Genomic DNA, 22,094 nt, shown 5'->3' with positions numbered 1-22,094 from the left:
AGAGCTTCCACATGACGACGATACTGGTAGTCGATGACGAATTCCTGATAGCGGACATCCTGGCCTTCGCCCTCGAAGACGAGGGCTACATGGTGGTCAAGGCGAGCAATGGCCGCCGTGCGCTTGACGTCTTCGAGAGGGAACTACCGTCGCTGGTCATCACCGACTTCATGATGCCCGTCATGAATGGCCGCGAGCTGGCGGAGGCGCTGCGCGAACGCCAGGGCCTGCAACACCTCCCCATCATCCTGATGAGCGGTGCCCAGGCCCACCTGGCCCAGGAAAGCGCCGAGCTGTTCGACGCCGTGTTCCAGAAGCCCTTCAACATCGGCGATATCGTGGACACGGTGCGCAAGCACCTCGTCGCGCTGGAACAGTGAACGGCCCCAAAACAAAAAGGCCTGTCTGAGCAGGCCTTTTTGTTTTGGGGCTGGCGTCTGCGCCAGCCCCGCGACTCCCTATCAGGAGCGCGAAAGCAGTACGCCCAGGACGAAGCCGATGCCACCGGCGACGGCCAGGGCGGTGAAGGGCTTGTCGGCGGTGACGTTGCGCGCGCAGTCGATAGCCTGGCCATATTGCTCTTGCAGCTTGCCTTCGAGCTGACGGGCCTTGCCCTCGGCTTGCCAGTCGGCATTGCCAGTGGCGGCGCCGAAGCTATCCTGAGCCTTGCCAGCTACGTCCTTGATGTTGCCTACGATCTGATCGGTAGTCATAAATGCACCTCGTGTTGTGTAAACGGGGGAGGTCATGCCAAGCGGCATGCTTCCTGTATTGATCCGCGCCAGACGTATTTCGTTCAGGTGTAATTCGTTTCTCGCGACATCCAGCGCGATTCCCTGCCGAGAGGATCCATGATTTCCAGCCGTCTTTCCGCCCTCTGCCTGCTGTCGCTGCTGGCGGGCTGCGCCTCCCAGCAGCAGTCCGCCGTGCCCGCCACCGATGCCGAAGCACTCTTCGCCCGCCCCCTCGTCCCCGGCAGCGTGCTGCGCGACGATGCCCGCCTGCAACTGGCCTTGGCATTGCCGGACGGTGGCTCGGCCCTGGTAGCCCTGGACTGCACCCGGGACCAGGCGGAATTGCTCTACCTGGACGGCGCCCAGCGGGTCTATCCCGGCCGGGTGAATGGCTACGCCGCACCGCTGTCCCTGAGCGCGCCCAAGGTCGCCGCCCTGAAGCAGCGTCCCGAGCTGGCCGCGCTCTGTGCACAGCCGGCCACGGCGGACTGGCGCGTGCTGGCCAATGCCGCCGGCGGCGACAGCCTGGCGATCGATCGCAACAGCCTGGTGGACGCCGCCGGGGTACGGCGCTTCTGGGGTGGTCAGCAACTGGCTGCGCAGGGGGTGACGCCGCGCTACGGCGCGCCGGTGCGGCAGTGGCGCGAATCCCTGGCGGCCGACTGCACGGCGCGCCGTTACGTGCTGTTGGCGCGTTACGGGCTCGACGACAGCGGGCTGATCACCGACGGTCAGCCGGGTAACCTCAGCCAGGAGGCCTTTGCGGCAGCCCCGGGCGAGCGGCGTACCCTGCTCGAAGCCGCCTGCGACCGTCGCGATGCCCTGCTGGCGGCGCCGCGCCTGGGCAGGCTCACGCCCGCCGCCACGGCGCCTGCCGCAGCGCCGCCGACCGATGCCTTGCCCGCGGCCCAGGCGCAGCCATTGCAGGCGCTGCAGGCCTTGGCGCTGCCCGCTCCCCACCTGGCCGTGCAACGCTTCGTCGAAGAGGGCGAGAGCCGCTACGACGGCCAGACCCGTCCCTACCGCGAAGAGGTCCAGGTCAGCGCCGGACCCCAGCCGGGCCTGCTGAGATTCAGCGCGCTAGGCAAGGCCGCACGGGTGGAGACGCTGAACTGGCGGGGCCTGATCGACCTGGTACGCAGCACCCGCGTCGACAGCGGTAGCCTGCCGCTGGAAGAGCTGGCCAGCCTGAGTCAGCTGAGCTTCAGTGGCGATTGGCGCGCCTTGGCCATTGGCAGCCAGGTCGGCTACCGGGCGCACCAGACCATCACCGGCAATCTCAAGGCTGCCGAGCAGCGGGAGATCCGGCTGTCCTGCAAGGTGGTGGGCGAGGGGGATGCACGCCAGGTGCTGGCTTCCCTCAAGGGCCGCGCCAAGACGCTGGAATGCCGGCACGGCGAGTTCGGCACTGGCCCGACCAGTCGCTGGACCTACCTGGAGGACTACGGCTTCTTCCACATGACCCGCATCGGCGCCGGACACGCCATGGGCCTCGACAAGCGCCTGAGCGACTTGCGATAGCCCGGTCTAGAGCGGTCCAGTGGAGAATCAATACGGCAGGAATGCATCAAGAGTTCCCTGGTGATATTTGCCTTTTAGGTAAATATCACTCTACAAAATGCGACTTTTTGGCGGATTAGTACTGGGAGTACGCTGTGTCTATTGAAACAGCACAACCAAGAGGTATTCGCTATGAAAGTCCTGGGTATGCAAGCGCTGGTCGCCGTCCTGTTCGTGGGCCTGCTGTCCGGCACCGCCTCCGCCGCCAGCCGCGATCTGTCCAACAAGTCCATCCGCGCCAACGCCCAAGCGCAATTCCAGTCGGAGCATCCGGCCCGCACCTCCGCGCTGTACCAGAACAACGCCAACTGAGGTTGGTGCTGTCCCGACGCCCCGGCGATCCACTCATCGCCGGGGTGTCGTCTTGTCTGGCGGTTGGCAAACGCTCCGCGGGCCTGCCGGGCTGAGCTCCGGGTAAGCACCTCAGGGCGTCGATACCCCTTGCTCCAGAGCCTTCGACGTTGCACGCTGGGCGGATAGCAGAGCTTGAGGTGGGCGATGAAGATCGGCGAATTGGCCAGGCGTACCGACTGCGCGGTGGAGACCATCCGCTACTACGAGCGAGAAGGATTGCTCAGCCCAGCGGCCCGCAGCAGCAGCAACTACCGCCGCTATGACGAGAGCCAGGTCGAACGGCTGGTGTTCGTCCGGCACTGCCGTTCCCTCGACATGACGCTCGAGGAGATTCGCGCGCTCCTGGCGCTGCGCGATACCAGCGAGCCCGGTTGCGCCCAGGTGGACGCCCTGATCGGTGCCCATCTGCATCACGTGGAGGTACGCATCCGCGAACTCACCCAGTTGCGCGAGCAACTGGTGACCTTGCGTCATCAGTGCCAGGGGGAGGGCGACGGGGCCCGTTGTGGCATCCTGCGGGAGCTGGGCCAGCCGGCCGCGCCCTCACCGACCCAGGCGCACTGCAGCGCGGCCGGACACGCCCATGTGCCCGGCACGCACCGCCTCCACGATTAGAGCGCTTCCGCCCAGAGATCGTATTCGTCGGCGTCGGTGACCCGTACCCGGACCTTGTCGCCGGCCTTGAGCGGGGTGGCGCTGTCGACGTAGACGTTGCCGTCGATTTCCGGAGCATCGGCATAGGAGCGGCCGATGGCGCCCTGGTCGTCCACCTCGTCGATCAGCACCTCGATCTCGCGCCCGATCTTGAGCTGCAGGCGCGCGGCGGAGATGGCCTGCTGATGGGCCATGAAGCGCTCCCAGCGCTCCTGCTTGACATCGTCCGGCACCAGGTCCAGGCCCAGCTCATTGGCGGGCGCGCCCTCGACCGGCGAGTACTGGAAGCAGCCGACGCGGTCCAACTGGGCCTCGGTGAGCCAGTCCAGCAGGTACTGGAAGTCTTCCTCGGTCTCGCCGGGGAAGCCGACGATGAAGGTGGAGCGGATGGTCAGCTCTGGACAGATCTCCCGCCAGCGCTTGATGCGCGCCAGGGTCTTGTCCTCGAACGCCGGGCGCTTCATGGACTTGAGCACCTTGGGGCTGGCGTGCTGGAAGGGGATGTCCAGGTAGGGCAGCAGCTTGCCGGCGGCCATCAGCGGGATGACGTCGTCGACGTTGGGGTAGGGATAGACGTAGTGCAGCCGCACCCAGACGCCCATGCCCGACAAGGCTTCGCAGAGTTCCAGCATGCGGGTCTTGACCGGCTGGCCATTCCAGAAGTCCAGCTTGTACTTGAGGTCCACGCCATAGGCACTGGTGTCCTGGGAGATCACCAGCAGTTCCTTGACCCCGGCCTTGACCAGGCGCTCGGCCTCGGACAGCACGTCGCCCACGGGCCGGCTGACCAGCTTGCCGCGCATCGAGGGGATGATGCAGAAGCTGCAGCTGTGGTTGCAGCCTTCGGAAATCTTCAGGTACGCATAGTGGCGCGGGGTCAGCTTGATGCCCTGGGGCGGCACCAGGTCGATCAGCGGATTGTGCTCCAGCTGCGGCGGCACCACCTCGTGGACGGCACTGACCACCTGCTCGTACTGCTGCGGCCCGGTCACCGCCAGCACGCTGGGATGCACGCCGCGGATGTTGCCCTCGTCGACCCCCATGCAGCCGGTGACGATCACCTTGCCGTTCTCGGCGATGGCCTCGCCGATGGCGTCCAGGGACTCCGCCTTGGCGCTGTCGATGAAGCCGCAGGTGTTGACCACCACCACGTCGGCGTCTTCATAGGTCGGCACGATCTCGTAGCCTTCCATGCGCAGCTGGGTGAGGATGCGTTCGGAGTCGACGGTGGCCTTGGGACAGCCGAGGCTGACGAAACCGACCTTGGGGGCGGACGTTTGGATGGACATGGGCTAACCTCGGCGGGCGCTCAGGAGGCGCCTTGATCAAAAAACGCGCGATTCTAGCCATCTCTGCCCCTGCTTGGAAGAGGAAAGGACGGCGCAGCGATGGCGCAGAGCTTTTTGCCGACAGAATAGTCTATGTTGCGGAAGGCGCTGCGCTGAGGGGTTGTCCTGCCTGCCGTGCCGGTCTTTCGACTTGATCCCGGCGCCGCTTCGGCGCAGGATGCGCCGATTTTCGACTCTAGGAGCCCTGCATGAGCCGTCCGGAACACGAGCACGGTGGTAAAGCCCCTTCGGCCTTGGGAATGATCGTTCTCGCCACCGGCGTGGTGTACGGTGATATCGGTACCAGTCCGCTCTATACGCTCAAGGAAGTCTTTTCGCCGCACTACGGCCTGCCGCTGAACCACGACAGCGTGCTGGGCATCCTGTCGCTGATCTTCTGGTCGCTGATCTGGGTGGTGACCCTCAAGTACATCACCTTCGTCATGCGCGCGGACAACCAGGGCGAGGGCGGCATCATGGCGCTCACCGCCTTGGCCCGCCGCGCGGCCCAGGGCTCGCCACGCCTGGCCACCACCCTGGTCCTGCTGGGGCTGTTCGGCGCCGCGCTCTTCTATGGCGACAGCATGATCACCCCGGCGGTCTCGGTGCTGTCGGCGGTGGAGGGCCTCGAGCTGGCCTTCGACGGCCTGGAAGCCTGGGTGGTGCCCATCGCCCTGGTGATTCTGGTGCTGCTTTTCGCCATCCAGAAGCGGGGCACGGCCACCATCGGCAAGTTCTTCGGGCCGGTGATGGTGCTCTGGTTCACCACCCTCGGTGCCCTGGGCGTCTACGGCATCGTCCAGCAGCCCGAAGTGCTCAAGGCCTTCAATCCCTACTGGGCGGTGCAGTTCTTCGTGGCCAATCCGACCAAGGGCTTCATCGTCCTCGGCGCCGCGGTGCTGGCGCTCACCGGCGCTGAGGCGCTGTATGCCGACATGGGGCACTTCGGTCGCAAGCCCATCGCCCGCGCCTGGCTGCTGCTGGTACTGCCGGGCCTGGTCCTCAACTACTTCGGCCAGGGCGCGCTGCTGCTCGGCGATGCCGAGGCCCTGCGCAACCCCTTCTATCTGCTGGCGCCCGAGTGGCTGCTGCTGCCGATGATCGGGCTGTCCACCCTGGCTACCGTGATCGCCTCCCAGGCGGTGATCACCGGAGCCTTCTCCATGACCCAGCAGGCCATCCAGCTGGGGTACATCCCGCGCATGCAGATCCAGCACACCTCCAGCCAGGAGCAGGGGCAGATCTACATTCCGCTGATGAACTGGACGCTGATGCTGGGCGTGATCTTCCTGATCCTGACCTTCCAGTCCTCCGCCAACCTGGCCGAAGCCTACGGCGTCGCCGTGACCGGTACCATGTTGATCACCAGCTGCCTGGTGTCGGCGGTGATCCTGCTGCTGTGGAAGTGGCCGCGTTGGGCCATGGTGCCGCTGCTGGTGGGCTTCGTGACGGTGGACGCGCTGTATTTCTCCGCCAACGCGCCGAAGATCTTCTCCGGTGGCTCCTTCCCGGTGATCGCCGGTATCGTCATCTTCACCCTGCTGACCACCTGGAAGCGGGGTCGGCAACTGGTGGTCGAGCGCCTCGATGACGGCGCCTTGCCGCTGCCGATCTTCATCAGCAGCATCCGCGCGCAACCGCCGTTCCGCGCCAAGGGCACGGCGGTGTTCCTCACCGCGCGGACCGACGTGGTCCCCCACGCGATGTTGCACAACCTGCTGCACAACCAGGTGCTGCACGAGCAGGTGGTGCTGCTCACGGTGCGCTACGAGGACCGGCCCCGGGTGTCCCGCGGGGAACGGATGGAGGTCGAGGACTTCGGCGACGGCTTCTATCGCGTGGTGCTGCACTACGGCTTCATGGACGAGCCCGACATCCCCCTGGCGCTCAGCCACTGTCCGCATGCCGATCTGGATTTCACCCCGATGCGCACCACCTACTTCCTCAGCCGGGAGACGGTGATCGCCTCCAAGCGCCTCGGCATGGCGCCCTGGCGGGAAAATCTCTTCGTGTTCCTGATGAAGAACGCCAACGGCAATCTGAGATTCTTCAAGCTGCCGGTGAATCGGGTGATCGAGCTGGGGACCCAGGTCGAGATCTGATCCGTCCCGCCAAGAAAAAGGCCCCGACAGGGGCCTTTTTCTTGGCTAGTTGAATACCGCGGGCGGCAGGGCGTCGGGATCGGTGATGAAGGGCATCTGCCAGCTGTCCAGGCGATGGCCGCGGTCTTCCAGCTCGCTGCGCACGGTGCCTATGTAGCCCGCCAGGCGCAGGGGATCGCTGTAGTCCGCCTCGCTCAGCTGGTCCTCGGTGTAGAGCGTCCGGCCCTTGGCGTCGACCACGCCCAGGGCGAGGTCGTGGCCGTCGGCCCCGGAAGAGACCAGGCAACCCAGAGGTTGGAAGGCATCCACCAGGATCTTGCTGGCGGCATCGGCGGATAGCGGTGTGCTCATGACAGAGGTCTCCGTGGCTATGCAGCCATAGACCGCCGGAGACAGCATCCTTGTTCCAGCCGTTCGTCCGGGCCCGCGGGCCCGGACGCTGCACGCTATTGCGGCGTGCGGGCCTCGATGGCCTTGACCATGAAGTCGGCCAGCTTGTCGTAGTTCTCGTCGAAGTGGTGACCGCCCGGGCGGCCCAGCTTCTCGCCCGGCTGGCCCGGCTGGGTGCAGCCGCTCTCGTCCTTCTCTTCCTCGCCAAAGACGCAGAACAGCTTGGCGGCGGGAATCTTGCTGGTTTCCGGCAGGGTATCGGCTTCGTCGCCGGGCTTGCCGAGCCAGCCCTCCACGGCGATCTCGAAGTTGCTCTTGCGGCTGAAGGCGAGCAGCAGCAGCGAGGACACCTGGTCCTGGTCGGCCTTGGGCAGGCGGTTGTACACCGCCGGCAGGATGTCGGCGCCGAAGGAGTAGCCGGCCAGCACGAAGTGCTTGGCGTTCCACTTCTCGCGGTATTCCTGCATCAGGGCGGCGAGGTCGGCGGCGACCTGTTCCGGGCTCTTGTGCTGCCAGAAATAGCGCAGGGAGTCGACGCCGACGACCGGATAGCCTTCCTCGTTCATGGCCTGGGCCGAGAGACGGTCGATATCGCGCCAGCCACCGTCACCGGAGTAGAAGATGGTGACGACGTCGGGATGGCCCGGCTTGACGTCCGGATCGGCGGGCATCTCGATGGTGGGGATGTCGTTGTGCTGGCCCAGCAGCCGCGTCTTCAGCTGTTCGCGCAGGACCACCGGCAGGGCGGTGCCGTAGTCGGCGATGGTCAGGTCGGCGTTGCTCTGCTGGCGTACGAAGATGGCCGATTCATCGGTGGGGTGGTCGTTCCAGGCGATATGCCACTGGCCGGCCGGGGCCTTGGCCGGCAGCGGATCGGGGCAGTCGAGGGTGTCCAGGTTGAAGCCGACGCTGAGGGCGGCGACCTTGTCGCCGTTCTGGGTGGCCAGCCAGCGCCAGGCCCGGGCGGCGCCCGGGCCGATGCCGCCGACGAAGGTCGGGGCGGCGCTCAGTTCCTTGGCCGCCGTGGCGAAGTCGTCACCCTGGGCCTGGCAGCTGTTGAGCACCTTGACCTCGTACTGGACGATCTCGGCGCCGGTGTTGGTGGCCAGGCTCAGCAGGTCGGCGTCGGCCAACTGCAGGTCCGGCGGGGTGGCCAGCACCACGCGGGCATGGGGCTCGCCCTTGGGCGCCGCCATGGTCAGCAGGCGACCGTCCGGCTGGGCCAGTACCTTGACCTGAGGCGCCGCTGGCCAACGATGGAGCCACCACCAACCCAGGCCCCCGGCGATCAGCAGGATGACGAGCAGTACCGCGAGTGCGCGTTTCAGCATAGGAGTCTCAACGTTTGACCAGGCCGGTATAACCCCCGGCGATTAGGGCGGCGGTGTCGGCGAAGGCGACCAGGGGGTCCAGGCCGGCGGGTACGGCCATGTAGCGCGGCTCCCATTCCGGATCGAACTTGTCCTTGAAGCGACGCAACCCCTGGAAGTTATAGAACTGTTCCCCCCGTCTGAACACCATGGCGCCCAGGCGCTGGGTGATGGGTGCGCCGCGGCGGGGATGCAGGCCGGCGAGGGGCACCATGCCCAGGGAGAAGCGGGCGAAGCCGGCGGCCTTGAAGTGCAGGATCAGCCCGAGCATGAGGAATTCCATGGTCTGCTTGGGGGCATCCGCGGTGACCCGCATCAGATCGATGCTGGCCAGGTCCGGCCGTTCGGTTTCCAGCAGGTTGGCGAAGGCCACCGCCTTGCCCTGGAAACGCACCACGGCGATGCGGAAGTGGCTGAGGTAGGCCTCGTCGAAGCGACCCAGGGAAAAGCCTTTCTCGCGCACCTGCTTGCTCTCCAGCCAGACGTCGGAGATGGCCCGCAGCTCGTCCAGGGGTGCCTCGCCGGGCGCATGGAATTCGATGGCCAGGCCATCGCGCTGGCCGCGATTCCAGGTATAGCGCAGGTCCTTCTTGCCCTTGCTGTCGAGATCGAAGGCATGCAGGTCGACCCGGGCCTCTTCACCGAGCTTGAGCGCGGTCAGGCCGATGTCCATGTAGAACGGCAGGTTTTCGGCGCGGACCTGATAGAACACCGGCCGCGCGTGGTGCAGGTCGCAAAGGTCGCGGAATTTCCAGATCAGCTCGGCGCGTGGCTGCGCCCGACCGATGGGGTCGAAGAGGGCGATCAGGCTGCGCCCGCGACGCCCGTACATCAGGAAGGCGTCGTCGCTCTCGTGGAAGAGCAGTGCCTTGTCGCCGGTCATCACCAGGCCACCGTCCGGCTGGCTCGATTTGCGCACGATGGCGAAGGCGCGTTCGAGTTCTGCCGACTCGGGCGCCTCGATGGCGGGAGGCGCCGCCCGCAGCAGCCAGCCCAGGGCGATGATCAGCAGCAGCACCGAGCTGCCGAGGGCGGCCCGCAGGCCGCGCGGGGCATCGGCGTCCAGCGCGAACTGCCACCAGAGGCGGGTCTCGTAGGGAACGTCCTGATAGGCGAACAGCAGCAGCCAGACCGACGCGGCGACCACGCAGATGCTGGCGGTCACGTACAGCGGCGAGAAGGGTTGTTCCATCAGCCGGCTGCGGCGGTAGAAGGACTTGCGGAAGGTGGCCAGCAAGGCCGCCGTCATCGCCAGGATGGAGGCTTCCTCCCAGTCGAAACCTTTCAACAGGGACAGCACGGAGCCCAGCAACAGCAACACCAAAGTCACCGCCCAAGCCGCGGACAGGCGCCGACGCAATCCTTGCGCCAGCAATAGACAGACGACGCCGATCAGGCTCGCGCCCAGGTGGGAGGCATCGATCAGCCGCTGGGGCAGCAGGAAATCCATGCCCTCCAGACGGGTGTCTATTTCAGGGGTGACCCCAGAAAAAAGCAGCACCACCCCAGAAAAAAAAACCAGGATGGCGAGGATGGGTGCCGCCAGACCCGAGGCGACCCGCACCGCCGGGTTGTTCGACAGCAGGCGCCGGCCCTCGCTGAACAGCAGCACCAGGCAGGCAATGACGAAGGGCAGCAGCACATAGAACAGCCGGTACACCACCAGCGCCGCGGCCAGCTGGGCCGCGCCCAGTTCGTTGGCGAAGGCCGCCAGCAGTACCGCTTCGAAGACGCCTACGCCACCCGGCACATGACTGAGCACACCGGCAGCCAGGGCCAGCAGGTAGACGAGCAGGAAGGCGCCGAACGGCGGGGCGGTCGGCAGCAGCAGGTAGAGCACCATCGAGGCGGCGATGACGTCGAGGATGGTGATGGCCAGCTGCAGGGCCGACAGGCGCAGCGTCGGCAGGCGCAGGACGCGCTTGCCGAGGCGGAAATGCAGGGCGTGGGCGCAGGGCTGCTCGGGGGCACGCCAGCGGCGCAGCATCAGGATGCCCACGGCGTAGCCCACCAGGATCAGCCCGGCCACGGTGACGATCACCGCCTCCGGTACCCGCAGCGCCTGGGTGGAGGCGGGCAGGTTGGTGAGGGCGGCGATGGCGGCCAGCGGTGGCAGGGCGGTGCCCAGGGCCAGGCTGGAAAACACCGTCATCTGGGCCACTTCCAGCGCGCTGAGGCCCTGGCGCGCATAGAGGCGATAACGCACCGAGCCACCGGACAGCATGGACAGACCGACCGCATTGCCGATGGCGAAGGCGGTGAAGCCACCGAGGGTCCAGGCCCGCGTCGGCAGCTTGACGTCGGCGAAGCGCATCGCCGACCACTCGTAGCCCAGCAGGATGGCGAAGCCAGCCGCCGCCGCCAGGAGCGCACCGATCAGGGAAGAATGCGGAATGTCGTGCAGGGCATCGTGGAGGGCTTCGCCGTCGATGCTGCTCAGCAGGTGCCAGCAGACCACCAGAGCGGCGGCGAACAGCACCAGGGTCACGCCCAGCTCGATGGGTTGCCGGTAGGCCGTCAGTCGCTCCAACAGGCGCCAGGGCAGCGCGGGAGGCGGGGTGACGGGATGCTCCGCGGGGGACACCGGCTTCGAGGAGACCTCTTTGGCTGGATCAGGTGCAGTCATGCAAACTCCTCTGAACAGGAAACGCGCGTCAGATTACTGGTCGCACGCGGTTTGCCAAGCCTTGTACAGATAAAAAAGCTCTATACCAATCTTTGTAGCCGTTATAGCTACAGAGTTCGCACCGCTTGGGATTGGCCCGGGCCAAATTCCAAGCAAAAAAAAACCACTCAAGAGAGTGGTTTTTTCGAATTTGGTTGCGGGAGCTGGATTTGAACCAACGACCTTCGGGTTATGAGCCCGACGAGCTACCAGACTGCTCCATCCCGCGTCCGATGGGGCCCAGTATAGGGCCGAGAAAAAAATCGTCAAGAAAAATTTAATATTCTTCAAAGGCTTATTTGGTCAGGGCGGGATGACGTCATTTGTCACCGTCACTTTTTTGCATCTGTACCGAAGCCTTTTCCCCGCTGGAGCGATTCTGCTGATCCGATTGGTCGCGATCGAAGCAGCCGCCGAGCACGAGGGTGGCGAGGAGGGCGGCGGACAGGAGTAGAGGGCGTTTCATGAGGGGTCTCCTAGATGTACGTCATCTGTCGACCCCGGGGTCGGGGAAAAGGGTCCGCCGACCCGACGGGAGCCGCTTGCGGCCAAATGAGACGGTGATAGCAAAATGCCGCTTCGCTGCTGAGCGAATAATGGCCATGTGCTATCCTTGGTGCGTTACGGAGAACTCCCATGCACCAGGATTCGAACGGTCTGGATCAGCGCATCATGCGCGTGATGGAACAGGATGTGGCGGCGCTCGTCGCCCAGTTGTGCAATCTTTCGCTGGCGCTGACCGGTAGCAGTGCCAACGGTGCCACCGAGATGGCACTTAAGGTCGTGCAGAAAGTCGAATTGCTCGTCGACGACATGAAGACGCTCCACGCCGCCGCGCAGGAGCTGCTGGATACCACCTCCCGCCATGTTCGATCCGGCCAGCCAGAGGATCTGAGCGTCATCGCCGGCGACGAGAGTGCTCCTTTCGACGATGGGCAGCGCGACTGAGCCGCTTGACCAGGAAAGTCCGAGGGTTCGCCATGAATCTCCTGCTGGAAACCTTGCTCCATCACCTCCAGGGCCTGGGCCGTATCGAGTTCCTCGAGCGCAGCGAGCATTTCGCGCGGTTGATGGTGACCACCCCGGACGGCGTCATCGCGGAACGCGACCTCTATTACGACCAGCTGCATCACGCCCATGACCTCAAGGCCGTGGTCGATGAGTTGCGCGAAGAGGTCGTCTATCGGCAGCGGCTGTTGCAGGACGTGGGTTAACGGTCGATTCGTCGCCCACCGTGGACAAATCCGGGTGAGCTTGGCTTACTGTACGGATAATCAGCCACACTGCCCGGCCCGGCATCTTCCTCCATGGCTCCGGACACCGTTCCCGCCCAACTGCCTCCCCAGCCACAGCGCAAGATCATCCATGTCGACTGTGACTGCTTCTATGCGTCCATCGAGATGCGTGACGACCCGCGCCTGGGTGGCAAGCCGCTGGCGGTAGGGGGCACGCCCGATCGGCGCGGGGTGGTCGCCACCTGCAACTACGAGGCGCGGGCCTTTGGCGTGCGCTCCGCGATGTCGTCGCACCAGGCGCAGAAGCTCTGTCCCGACCTGGTCTTCGTCAAGCCGCGCTTCGACGTCTACAAGGAGGTCTCGCGGCAGATCCACGGGATCTTCCAGGACTACACCGAGCTGATCGAGCCACTGTCCCTGGACGAGGCCTACCTGGACGTTACCCGCTGCGAGCTGTTCAATGGCAGCGCCACCCTGATCGCCCGGGATATCCGCCGCCGGGTCTGGGAAGAGCTGAACATCACCGTGTCCGCCGGGGTGGCACCGAACAAGTTCCTCGCCAAGATCGCCAGCGACTGGAAGAAACCCAATGGCCTGTTCGTCATCGCGCCCCACGAGGTCGCCGATTTCGTCGCCGAGTTGCCGGTGGCCAAGCTGCACGGGGTGGGCAAGGTCACCGCGGACAAGCTCAAGCGGCGCGGAATCGTTCGCTGCAGCGATCTGCAGGCCTGGTCGCGCTTCGACCTGCTGCGCGAATTCGGCAGCTTCGGCGAGCGGCTGTGGTCCCTGGCCCAGGGGATCGACGAGCGTCAGGTCAAGGTGGACAGCCAGCGGCAGTCGGCCAGCGTCGAGCGCACCTACGATCGCGACCTGCCCGACGCGGCGGCCTGCGTGAAGGAATTGCCCGAATTGCTGGCCAAGCTCGAGGAGCGACTGACCCGGCTGGCCGATCGTTATCGTCCGGAGCGGCCCTTCATCAAGGTCAAGTTCCACGACTTCACCCAGACGACCCTCGAGCAGCAGGGCGCCGGACGCGACCTCGACAGCTATCGCCGCCTGTTGGAGCAGGCCTATCGCCGCGGCAACCGACCGGTCCGCTTGCTCGGCGTGGGCGTGCGCCTGACCGATCTGCGCGACGCGGCGCTGCAGCTGCGGCTGTTCGAGGACTAGCGCCCGCTCACAGCGGGCTCTTGGCCTGGGTCGAGAGGTTGACGATGGCCGCGTCCAGTTCGTCCAGCGCCGGGCTGGAGGTGGGCGCGCCCTGCTTGAGCAGGGTCTCGCTGTGCTGGCAGGCGGCGCGCAGCTGGGGCACGCCGCAATAGCGGGTGGCCCCGTGCAGGCGGTGCACTCGCTCGATGAGCGCGATGCGGTCGCCGTCCTCGCGGGCCTGGCGGATGGCCTGGCGGTCCGCCGCCAGGGAGGCGAGCAGCATGCTCAGCAGGTCCTTGGCCAGGTCCGGCTTGTTGGCCGCGAGGCGCAGTCCCTCGTCCTGGTCCATCACCGGCAGGGTGGAGATGTCCTGGCCGCCGCTGTTGAGGCTGGCGACCTCGGGTGCCGAGCTGTGCAGCAGCCGCAGGCCGGTCCACTTGAGGATGACCTGGGCCAGCTGCCGGTCGCTGATGGGCTTGGTCAGGTAGTCGTCCATGCCGCTCTGCAGCAGGGCACGTTTCTCGTTGGCCATGGCGTGGGCGGTGAGGGCGACGATGGGCACCGGCGTGCCGCCTTCGCTGGTTTCCCAGTCGCGGATCGCCTCGGTGGCCTGGCGGCCATCCATGCCGGGCATCTGCACATCCATGAACACCAGGTCGAAGCGCTCCTGCTGGACCGCTTCCACGGCAGCATAGCCGCTGTCCACGGCGGTGACCTGGGCGCCCAGGTCGGTCAGCAGGGTCTCCACCAGCAGCAGGTTGGCCGGGTTGTCGTCCACGCAGAGCAGTCGGGGCGGGCGGTCGGTGATGCCCAGGCCGCCGCTTTCATTGCGTTGCGGGCGCTGATTGAGCAACTCGGCCACCGCCTGCTCCAGCTTGCGGCTGCAGGCTGGCTTGGCATGCAGCTGGCAATGGACGTCGGGCAGGGAGGCATGGAAGACCGCCTGGTCGGTGGTCGGGCAATAGACCAGGGCATTGCAGTCCTGGCGGCCCAGCTCCCAGATGCGTTCGGTGAGCAGGTCCGGCGGGATGCTGCGCGCGCTCACGCCGAGCACCGCCAGGCTCACCGGCAACTTGCCGGAGGCGGGATGGGCGACCGCCTCGCTGAGCTGCTCGAGGGTCTCGAACAGCTCGACGCTCAGGCCGCATTCCTCGAGCTGGTGCTGCATGGCCTGGCGGGTGAGGGGGTGCGGCTCCATCAGGCCGACGCGACGGCCGGCCAGGGCGATGCGCTTGTGGTTCTCGACGCTGCCGTGGGCCTTGGGCAGGTTGAGGGTGATCCAGAATTCCGAGCCTTCCCCCGGAATGCTTTCCAGGCCGATCTCGCCCCCCATCTGTTCGATCAGGCGCTTGGAGATGACCAGGCCGAGACCGGTGCCGCCGGCCTGGCGGGTCAGGGAGTTGTCGGCCTGGGAAAAGGCCTGGAACAGCATCTGCCGGTCTTCTTCGGTCAGGCCGACCCCAGTGTCCTGGACGCTGATGCGCAGCTGCGCATGGTCGTCGGTCTCTTCCTCGACCATGGCGCGCACGGCGATGGTGCCGGAATGGGTGAACTTGATGGCGTTGCTCACCAGGTTGGTGAGGACCTGGCGCAGCCGCTGGGGGTCGCCGACCAGGTGGGTCGGGGTGTCGCGATAGACCAGGCAGACCAGTTCCAGGTGCTTCTCGTGGGCCGAGGGCGCCAGGATGGTCAGGGTGTCCTGGATCATGTCGCGCAGGTTGAACGGCAGGTTCTCCAGCACCAGCTTGCCGGCTTCGATCTTCGAGAAGTCGAGGATCTCGTTGATGATGCCCAGCAGGCTTTCCGCAGAATTCTGGATGGTGCTCAGGTAATCCTGCTGGCGCGGGGTCAGCTCGCTCTTCTGCATCAGGTTGGTGAAGCCGATGATGCCGTTGAGCGGGGTGCGGATCTCGTGGCTCATGTTGGCCAGGAATTCCGACTTGATGCGGCTGGCTTCCAGCGCCGCCTTGCGCGCCAGGTCGAGTTCGATGTTCTGGATCTCGATGGTTTCCAGATTCTGGCGCACGTCTTCGGTGGCCTGGTCGATGTTGTTCTGCATCTCGAACTGGGCATTTTCCATGGCCTCGGCCATGCGATTGATGCCGGTCGCCAGTTCGTCGAACTCGGGACTGCCGAGCTGGGTCGGCAGCCGCGTTTCCAGGCGGCCTTCCTGCAACTGGCCGACGCCCTGGGCGATCACCTGCAGCGGCCGGTTGATGCGCCGGCCCATGCGCACCGCGACGAAGGCGGTGAAGGCCAGGCCGAGCAGGATCAGCAGCAGCCCGGCGACCAGGTTGCGGTAGCCGCGCAGCAGGGTGGCGTGGTGCGAGAGTTCGAGTTGGATCCAGCCCAGGGTCTGGGGCGTCGCCGGACTGCCGTCGCTGCGGGTCAGGCGCAGGTCGTGGGTCTGCACCGGCAGATTGAAGTGGGTGATATCCAGGCCGGATCTCATGCTGATGGTCTGGAAGTCGCCGCCGCTGAGCTCCAGGGTCATCGAAGGACCGGCATGGGCGAGGACGTTGCCGTCGGCGTCGAGGAAGCTGATGGCGCGCACGTCGGCCTGGTCCAGGGCGCGCTGGGCGATGCGGTTGAGTTGGTCGTTGTCGCCGGTGCGCATGGCCGGGGCGATCAGTGGGGCCATCTGCTGGGCCACCAGCTGGCCGTGCTCGATCAACTGGCTGCGCATGTCCGACAGCTGAACCCAGCTGAAGTAGACCCCCAGCAGGGCCGCCATGCAGCAGGTCGGGAGGACGCTCAACAGCAGGATGCGCCCCTTGAGTCCCAATTCGTCCAGCACTACTCGTCCCCCAGGGAAATTGGCGAGTCTAACGCCTTTACCAAATGTAAAGAGAGTCTTTGCGAAAGGGGTCGCACCCCCTGGTTCGCCGATCCGCGAAAATTCGCGAACGATGCCACGGCGCGAGTCCGGGGTGCACAACCAACGTCCCGGAAGGTGGTCTGGTAGGGATTGCCGGTCGCTCCGGTACGGTTCGTTCGAGGAGATCCTTTGAAGAAGAGTTGCAGTCTGATGCTGGCGGGCGCCCTGTTGCTGGGCACCGGCTGGATGGCGCCGACCCAGGCCCAGGAGCCGAAGAAGAGCACCCTGGTGGAGCGCGGGTCGATGTACTACAGCTTCGAGACGCACCTGCTCGACTCAGCGGATGGCAAGCGCCGCTATCGGGTCTATATCGGCATTCCCAAGCAGCCGGCGCCGATGATGGGCTATCCCGCGCTGTTCCTGCTCGATGGCGATGCGGCCCTGGCGCAACTCCAGGATGTCTGGCTGTCCCCCCACAAGCTGAAGAGTCCGCCGGTGCTGGTGGCCATCGGTTATGCCGATGCGGCCGACGCCATGCAGGAGCGCACCTACGACTACACCCCGGCACTCAATGGCGGGCGCAGCCGCGACGATGTGCGCAAGGATTGGCCGGCCGGTGGCTCGCGGGCCTTTCTCGAGCTGATCGAGCAGCGCATCAAGCCGCTGCTGACCCAGAGCGTGCCAGTCGATCCCAACCGCCAGACCCTCTGGGGGCATGGCTACGGCGGGCTGTTCGTGCTCGATACCCTTTACCGCCAGCCCCAGGCCTTCCAGCGCTATGTGGCGAGCGACGTAGCCTATGGCTGGCAGCAGGGCCATATCCTCAAGCGGGCCCAGGATTTCCAGGGGGTCGGCGGCGCGCGCCCGGTGCAGCTCTGGCTGTTCTCCGGCAGCGAGGACCTGACCCGCAAGGTGGCGGCCGATGCTCCCGCCCGCCTGGCGGAGCGCCTGGCGAGTCTGCCGGGCCTGCAGGTGACACCCCAGGTGCGGCCCAACCTGGGGCCGGAAGCCATCCTGTCGCTGAGTCTGCCCACCGCCCTGGAGGTCGCCAGCGACGGCGTGCCCCCGGCTCGACCCTAGGGCGGCGCCGGACGGGTAGGGTCAGCGCGGGTTTGGGGGTATCATGGAAGGCTTTCACCCCTGGCGGAACGAGCTGATCCATGAGTCTGCACTATCCCACCATCGCCGATTGCATCGGTAACACGCCGCTGGTGCGCCTGCAGCGCCTGGCCGGCGACACCCGCAGTACCGTGCTGCTCAAGCTGGAAGGCAACAACCCGGCCGGCTCGGTGAAGGACCGGCCAGCGCTGTCGATGATCCGCCAGGCCGAGGCCCGCGGCGACATCCAGCCCGGGGATACCCTCATCGAGGCCACCTCCGGCAACACCGGGATCGCCCTGGCCATGGCCGCCGCCATCATGGGCTACCGCATGATCCTGATCATGCCCGACAACTCCAGTGCCGAACGCAAGGCGGCCATGACCGCCTATGGCGCCGAGCTCATCCTGGTCAGCAAAGAAGAGGGCATGGAAGGGGCGCGCGACCTGGCCACCCGGATGCAGGCCGAAGGCCGCGGCAAGGTGCTCGACCAGTTCGGCAATGGCGATAATCCCGTCGCCCACTACCTGGGTACCGGGCCGGAAATCTGGCGCCAGACCCACGGCAGCATCACCCATTTCGTCAGCTCCATGGGCACCACCGGGACCATCATGGGCACCTCGCGCTACCTCAAGGAGCAGAATCCCAAGGTGCAGATCGTCGGTCTGCAGCCGGAGGAGGGGGCTGCCATTCCCGGCATCCGCCGCTGGCCGGAGGCCTACCTGCCGAAGATCTACGAGGCCAGCCGCGTGGATCGCATCATCGACATGTCCCAGCAGGAGGCCGAGGACACCATGCGCCGCCTGGCGCGCGAGGAAGGCATCTTCTGTGGTGTCTCTTCCGGCGGTTCGGTGGCGGGCGCCCTGCGCATCGCCCGGGAAGTGGACGATGCGGTGATCGTCGCCATCATCTGCGACCGTGGCGATCGCTACCTGTCGACCGGCGTCTATGACCCGCGCTAAGCGAGGCGGCGGCGGGCTGCGCTTCCAACCCGCCGGTGGCGCCCGTGCGGCCGCGGTACCGACCGGCAAGCGCCAGGTGCTGGGCATCGAGCGGCTGGCCAACGATGGCCGCGGCATCGGCTACGAAGGCGGGCGGACCTGGTTCGTCGCCGGCGCGCTGCCCGGCGAGCGGGTCGAGGCGCGGGTACTCGGTGCCCGCAGCCAGGTGGTGGAGGCGCGCACCCTGAAGGTGCTGGAGGCCAGTCCGCTGCGCCGTCCGCCGCCCTGCACGGTGGCCGACCGCTGCGGGGGTTGCACCCTGCAGCACCTGCCCCATGGCGACCAGTTGACCCTCAAGCAGCAGGCGCTGGCGGAGCAGTTCCAGCGCCTGGCCGGCGTCCAGCCGCTGGCCTGGGCCGCGCCCCTGGTCGGCCCCGAGTTCGGCTATCGCCGGCGGGCCCGCATCGCGGTGCGCTGGGACGAACGCCAGGCCCGGCTGGAGGTGGGCTTTCGCGCCGAGGCCAGCCAGGACATCGTCACCCCGGATGAGTGCCTGGTGCTGGTGCCCGAGCTGCAGCTGTTGCTGCGGGCGCTGCCGGAGCTGCTGGGCGGACTTGAGCGGCCCCAGGCCATCGGTCACGTCGAACTCTTCCAGGGCACGGCGACGGCCCTGCTGGTGCGCCATACCCAGGCCTTGCTGCCCGCGGACCAGGCCCGGCTGCGCGCCTTCTGCGCGGCCGGACAGGTCCAGCTCTGGTGGCAGGGCAAGGGCGAGCCCGCGCCGGACCAGGCGGACACGGCGCTGGGCTATCGACTGGCGCCCTGGGGGCTGACGCTCGCCTACCGGCCGGGCGACTTCGTCCAGGTCAATGCGCCCATCAACGAGGCCATGGTCGCCCAGGCGCTGGACTGGCTGGCGGCGACCGCCGACGATCACGTCCTCGACCTGTTCTCCGGCCTGGGCAACTTCGCCCTGCCGCTGGCGCGTCAGGCACGGACCGTCACCGGCATCGAGGGGGTAGCGGCGATGACATCACGGGCAATACAAAATGCACGTGACAACGGCATCGGCAACGCGCACTTTCTACAGGTGAACCTGTCGAACCCGCTGCCCGCCGAGCTGGGCGCCCATTCGCTGGCGTTGCTGGATCCGCCGCGCGATGGCGCGCTGGAGGTGGTCCGGCAGCTCAAGGGGCTCGGGGTAGGGCGACTGGTCTATGTCTCCTGCAACCCCGCCACCCTGGCACGGGATGCGGGTGAGCTGGTGCGACAGGGCTATCGCATGACACGCGCGGGGATTCTCGACATGTTCCCGCAGACCGCCCATGTGGAAGCCATGGTGTTGTTCGAAGCGGGCGGGATGCCCGGGTAACGACGGCTCGCCAGCCAGTGCGAGCCAATCCGGCGAGAACGCTGCGCCGTGAGGAAGGGGTAGATGGTACAGGTCAGAGCGCATCAGCCAGTCAACGTCGATGGCAGCATCAACCTCCACGCCTGGCTGGATCATATCCAGAGCGTGGATCCCAATCTCGATCGCGAGGCCTTGCTGGATGCCTGCGGCTTCGCCCGCACGGCGGAAGAGAACTCCGGGCAGATCGAGCACACCTGGGCGGAAGGCACTTCCAGCTTCCACACCGGCCTCGAGATGGCGGAGATCCTCGCCGACCTCAAGCTGGACCAGGACAGCCTGATCGCCGCCATCGTCTACCGGGCGGTGCGCGAGGGCAAGGCGACCCTGGAGTCCGCGGCCGAGCATTTCGGGCCGGTGGTGGCCAAACTGATCGAAGGCGTGCTGCGCATGGCGGCGATCAGCGAAAGCCTCAATCCGCGCAAGTCCATGGTGCTGGGCAGCCAGACCCAGGTGGACAACCTCCGCCGCATGCTGGTGGCCATGGTCGACGACGTGCGCGTCGCCCTGATCAAGCTGGCCGAGCGCACCTGCGCCATCCGCGCGGTGAAGAACGCCACCGAGGAGCGCCGCAACCGGGTGGCCCGCGAGGTCGCCGACATCTATGCGCCCCTGGCCCATCGCCTGGGTATCGGCCATATCAAGTGGGAGCTGGAGGACCTGTCCTTCCGCTACCTCGAGCCCCAGCAGTACAAGCAGATCGCCACCTTGCTCCACGAGCGGCGGCTGGATCGCGAGCAGTACATCGCCGACGTCATGCGCCAGCTGCGCGACGAGCTCACCGCCACCGGCATCAAGTCCGACCTCAGCGGCCGGGCCAAGCACATCTATTCCATCTGGCGGAAGATGCAGCGCAAGGGGCTGGAATTCAGCCAGATCTACGACGTGCGGGCGGTGCGAGTGCTGGTGCCCGAGGTGCGTGACTGCTACACCGCGCTGGGCATCGTGCATACCCTCTGGCGGCACATTCCCCGCGAGTTCGACGATTATATCGCCAATCCCAAGGAGAATGGCTACCGGTCCCTGCACACGGCGGTGATCGGCCCGGAGGGCAAGGTGCTGGAGGTGCAGATCCGCACCCATGCCATGCACGAGGAGGCCGAGCTGGGCGTCTGCGCCCACTGGCGCTACAAGGGCACCGACGTCAAGTCGGCGTCCAACCACTACGAAGAGAAGATCTCCTGGCTGCGCCAGGTGCTGGAGTGGCACGAGGAGCTGGGCGACATCGGCGGCCTGGCCGATCAGCTGCGGGTCGACATCGAGCCGGACCGGGTCTATGTCTTCACCCCCGACGGCCATGCCATCGACCTGCCCAAGGACGCGACGCCGCTGGACTTCGCCTACCGGGTGCACACCGAGATCGGCCACAACTGCCGTGGCGCCAAGATCAACGGGCGCATCGTGCCGTTGAACTACCAGCTGCAGACCGGCGAGCAGGTGGAGATCATCACCGGCAAGCAGGGCTCGCCCAGCCGCGACTGGCTCAATCCGAACCTCGGCTACGTCAACACCTCGCGGGCGCGGGCCAAGATCGTCCATTGGTTCAAGTTCCAGGCTCGTGACCAGAACGTCGCCGCCGGCAAGGCCATGGTCGAGCGCGAGCTGTCGCGCCTGGCGCTGCCGCCGGTGGATTTCGACAAGCTCGCCGAGAAGGTCAACTACAAGGGCGCCGAGGACATGCTCGCGGCCCTGGGCGCGGGCGATCTGCGCCTGGCCCATGTGATGCATGCCGCCCAGCAGCTGGTGGAACCGGACAAGGGCAACGATACCCTCGACCTCATCCCGCGCAAGCCGACCAACAAGCCGGGCAAGCGTGGCGACGTGCAGATCCAGGGTGTCGGCAACCTGCTCACCCAGATCGCCGGTTGCTGCCAGCCGGTACCGGGCGACGCCATCGTTGGCTACATCACCCTCGGCCGCGGCGTGACCATCCACCGGCAGGATTGCGCCAATGCCCTGCAGCTGGCCAGCCGCGAGCCGGAACGGACCATCCAGGTGAGCTGGGGCCCGGTGCCGGTGCAGACCTATCCGGTCGACATCCTGATCAAGGCCTTCGACCGTTCCGGCCTGCTGCGCGACGTCTCGCAGATCCTGCTCAACGAGCGGATCAACGTGCTGGCGGTGAATACCCGCTCCAATCGCGAGGAAAACACCGCCAACATGCTGCTGACCATCGAGATCCCCGGTCTGGACGCGCTGGGCCGGCTGCTCGGGCGCATCTCCCAGCTGCCCAACATCATCGAAGCCCGGCGTAACCGCGCTGCCTGAGCGGCGTGACGACGACCACC

The 22,094-nt window shown here is 66.3% G+C and carries 19 protein-coding genes and 1 tRNA gene; 12 read left to right on the top strand and 8 right to left on the bottom strand.

Going from position 1 to position 22,094, the window contains the following annotated elements; all coding sequences use genetic code 11:
- Positions 1-11 precede the first annotated feature (11 nt).
- A complete protein-coding gene (locus tag FSV73_RS17300; RefSeq protein WP_145009072.1) occupies positions 12-380 on the top strand; it encodes a response regulator in 369 nt (122 codons plus the stop codon).
- A gap of 81 nt (positions 381-461) precedes the next feature.
- On the opposite strand, the gene FSV73_RS17295 is transcribed toward FSV73_RS17300, so the two are convergent.
- Positions 462-713, bottom strand: coding sequence for a CsbD family protein (locus FSV73_RS17295; protein WP_145009071.1), 252 nt, complete (start codon positions 711-713; stop codon positions 462-464).
- Positions 714-851: 138 nt separating this feature from the next.
- Here FSV73_RS17295 and FSV73_RS17290 point away from each other — a divergent pair, with 138 nt between their 5' ends.
- From FSV73_RS17290 to cadR, 3 genes are all read left to right on the top strand, one after another.
- Entirely contained in the window at positions 852-2,255 is a 1,404-nt protein-coding gene (locus tag FSV73_RS17290) for a hypothetical protein (protein ID WP_145009070.1), read from the top strand.
- A 171-nt stretch (positions 2,256-2,426) separates the two neighbouring features.
- Complete coding sequence (locus FSV73_RS17285) at positions 2,427-2,606, top strand: hypothetical protein (protein WP_145009069.1); 180 nt, start codon at positions 2,427-2,429, stop codon at positions 2,604-2,606.
- A 186-nt stretch (positions 2,607-2,792) separates the two neighbouring features.
- Complete coding sequence (gene cadR, locus FSV73_RS17280) at positions 2,793-3,263, top strand: Cd(II)/Pb(II)-responsive transcriptional regulator (protein WP_145009068.1); 471 nt, start codon at positions 2,793-2,795, stop codon at positions 3,261-3,263.
- On the opposite strand, the gene rimO is transcribed toward cadR, so the two are convergent.
- Positions 3,260-4,585, bottom strand: a complete 1,326-nt coding sequence (gene rimO / locus FSV73_RS17275; RefSeq protein ID WP_145009199.1) for a 30S ribosomal protein S12 methylthiotransferase RimO — start codon at positions 4,583-4,585, stop codon at positions 3,260-3,262. The genes cadR and rimO overlap by 4 nt on opposite strands.
- 305 nt (positions 4,586-4,890) lie before the next feature.
- Between rimO and FSV73_RS17270 the strand changes: the two genes are divergently transcribed.
- Positions 4,891-6,732 (top strand): potassium transporter Kup, encoded by a 1,842-nt coding sequence (locus FSV73_RS17270; RefSeq protein ID WP_145009197.1) that lies wholly within the window; start codon positions 4,891-4,893, stop codon positions 6,730-6,732.
- A gap of 45 nt (positions 6,733-6,777) precedes the next feature.
- On the opposite strand, the gene FSV73_RS17265 is transcribed toward FSV73_RS17270, so the two are convergent.
- The 5 genes from FSV73_RS17265 to FSV73_RS25590 form a co-directional block, all read right to left on the bottom strand.
- Positions 6,778-7,083, bottom strand: coding sequence for a hypothetical protein (locus tag FSV73_RS17265; protein ID WP_145009067.1), 306 nt, complete (start codon positions 7,081-7,083; stop codon positions 6,778-6,780).
- A gap of 95 nt (positions 7,084-7,178) precedes the next feature.
- Complete coding sequence (locus FSV73_RS17260; protein WP_145009066.1) at positions 7,179-8,453, bottom strand: virulence factor family protein; 1,275 nt, start codon at positions 8,451-8,453, stop codon at positions 7,179-7,181.
- Between the two features lie 7 nt (positions 8,454-8,460).
- On the bottom strand, positions 8,461-11,118 hold the full coding sequence (gene mprF, locus FSV73_RS17255; RefSeq protein WP_260856102.1) for a bifunctional lysylphosphatidylglycerol flippase/synthetase MprF: 2,658 nt from the start codon (positions 11,116-11,118) through the stop codon (positions 8,461-8,463).
- A gap of 191 nt (positions 11,119-11,309) precedes the next feature.
- Positions 11,310-11,386, bottom strand: a tRNA-Met gene (locus FSV73_RS17250).
- 90 nt (positions 11,387-11,476) lie between these two features.
- Complete coding sequence (locus FSV73_RS25590; protein WP_186309264.1) at positions 11,477-11,623, bottom strand: hypothetical protein; 147 nt, start codon at positions 11,621-11,623, stop codon at positions 11,477-11,479.
- Positions 11,624-11,793: 170 nt separating this feature from the next.
- Between FSV73_RS25590 and FSV73_RS17245 the strand changes: the two genes are divergently transcribed.
- The 3 genes from FSV73_RS17245 to dinB all read left to right on the top strand — a co-directional run bounded on the left by FSV73_RS17245 (position 11,794) and on the right by dinB (position 13,562).
- Complete coding sequence (locus FSV73_RS17245) at positions 11,794-12,105, top strand: hypothetical protein (RefSeq protein ID WP_145009065.1); 312 nt, start codon at positions 11,794-11,796, stop codon at positions 12,103-12,105.
- 32 nt (positions 12,106-12,137) lie between these two features.
- Positions 12,138-12,371, top strand: coding sequence for a hypothetical protein (locus tag FSV73_RS17240; protein ID WP_145009064.1), 234 nt, complete (start codon positions 12,138-12,140; stop codon positions 12,369-12,371).
- A 93-nt stretch (positions 12,372-12,464) separates the two neighbouring features.
- Positions 12,465-13,562 carry a DNA polymerase IV gene (gene dinB, locus FSV73_RS17235; protein ID WP_145009063.1) on the top strand — a complete coding sequence of 366 codons (1,098 nt, stop codon included), beginning with the start codon at positions 12,465-12,467 and terminating at the stop codon, positions 13,560-13,562.
- A gap of 7 nt (positions 13,563-13,569) precedes the next feature.
- On the opposite strand, the gene FSV73_RS17230 is transcribed toward dinB, so the two are convergent.
- Entirely contained in the window at positions 13,570-16,338 is a 2,769-nt protein-coding gene (locus FSV73_RS17230) for an ATP-binding protein (protein WP_145009062.1), read from the bottom strand.
- A gap of 210 nt (positions 16,339-16,548) precedes the next feature.
- On the opposite strand from FSV73_RS17230, the gene FSV73_RS17225 reads away from it, so the two are divergent.
- The 4 genes from FSV73_RS17225 to relA all read left to right on the top strand — a co-directional run bounded on the left by FSV73_RS17225 (position 16,549) and on the right by relA (position 22,074).
- Positions 16,549-17,439: an alpha/beta hydrolase gene (locus tag FSV73_RS17225; RefSeq protein ID WP_186309263.1), complete on the top strand. Its 891-nt coding sequence runs from the start codon at positions 16,549-16,551 to the stop codon at positions 17,437-17,439.
- Positions 17,440-17,519: 80 nt separating this feature from the next.
- The gene (cysM, locus tag FSV73_RS17220; protein WP_145009061.1) at positions 17,520-18,419 is read left to right on the top strand and encodes a cysteine synthase CysM; all 900 of its coding nucleotides are present in this window, start codon (positions 17,520-17,522) and stop codon (positions 18,417-18,419) included.
- Positions 18,406-19,770 (top strand): 23S rRNA (uracil(1939)-C(5))-methyltransferase RlmD, encoded by a 1,365-nt coding sequence (gene rlmD, locus FSV73_RS17215; protein WP_145009060.1) that lies wholly within the window; start codon positions 18,406-18,408, stop codon positions 19,768-19,770. The genes cysM and rlmD overlap by 14 nt, the downstream gene beginning before the upstream one ends.
- A 63-nt stretch (positions 19,771-19,833) precedes the next feature.
- Positions 19,834-22,074: a GTP diphosphokinase gene (relA, locus tag FSV73_RS17210; protein ID WP_145009059.1), complete on the top strand. Its 2,241-nt coding sequence runs from the start codon at positions 19,834-19,836 to the stop codon at positions 22,072-22,074.
- The last annotated feature ends 20 nt before the right edge of the window (positions 22,075-22,094 follow it).

Source organism: Pseudomonas oryzihabitans, from assembly GCF_007665395.1.
Lineage (GTDB): Bacteria > Pseudomonadota > Gammaproteobacteria > Pseudomonadales > Pseudomonadaceae > Chryseomonas > Chryseomonas psychrotolerans_C.
The sequence above is the reverse complement of the archived record's forward strand: the minus strand, read 5'-3'. Positions and strand labels throughout refer to the sequence as shown.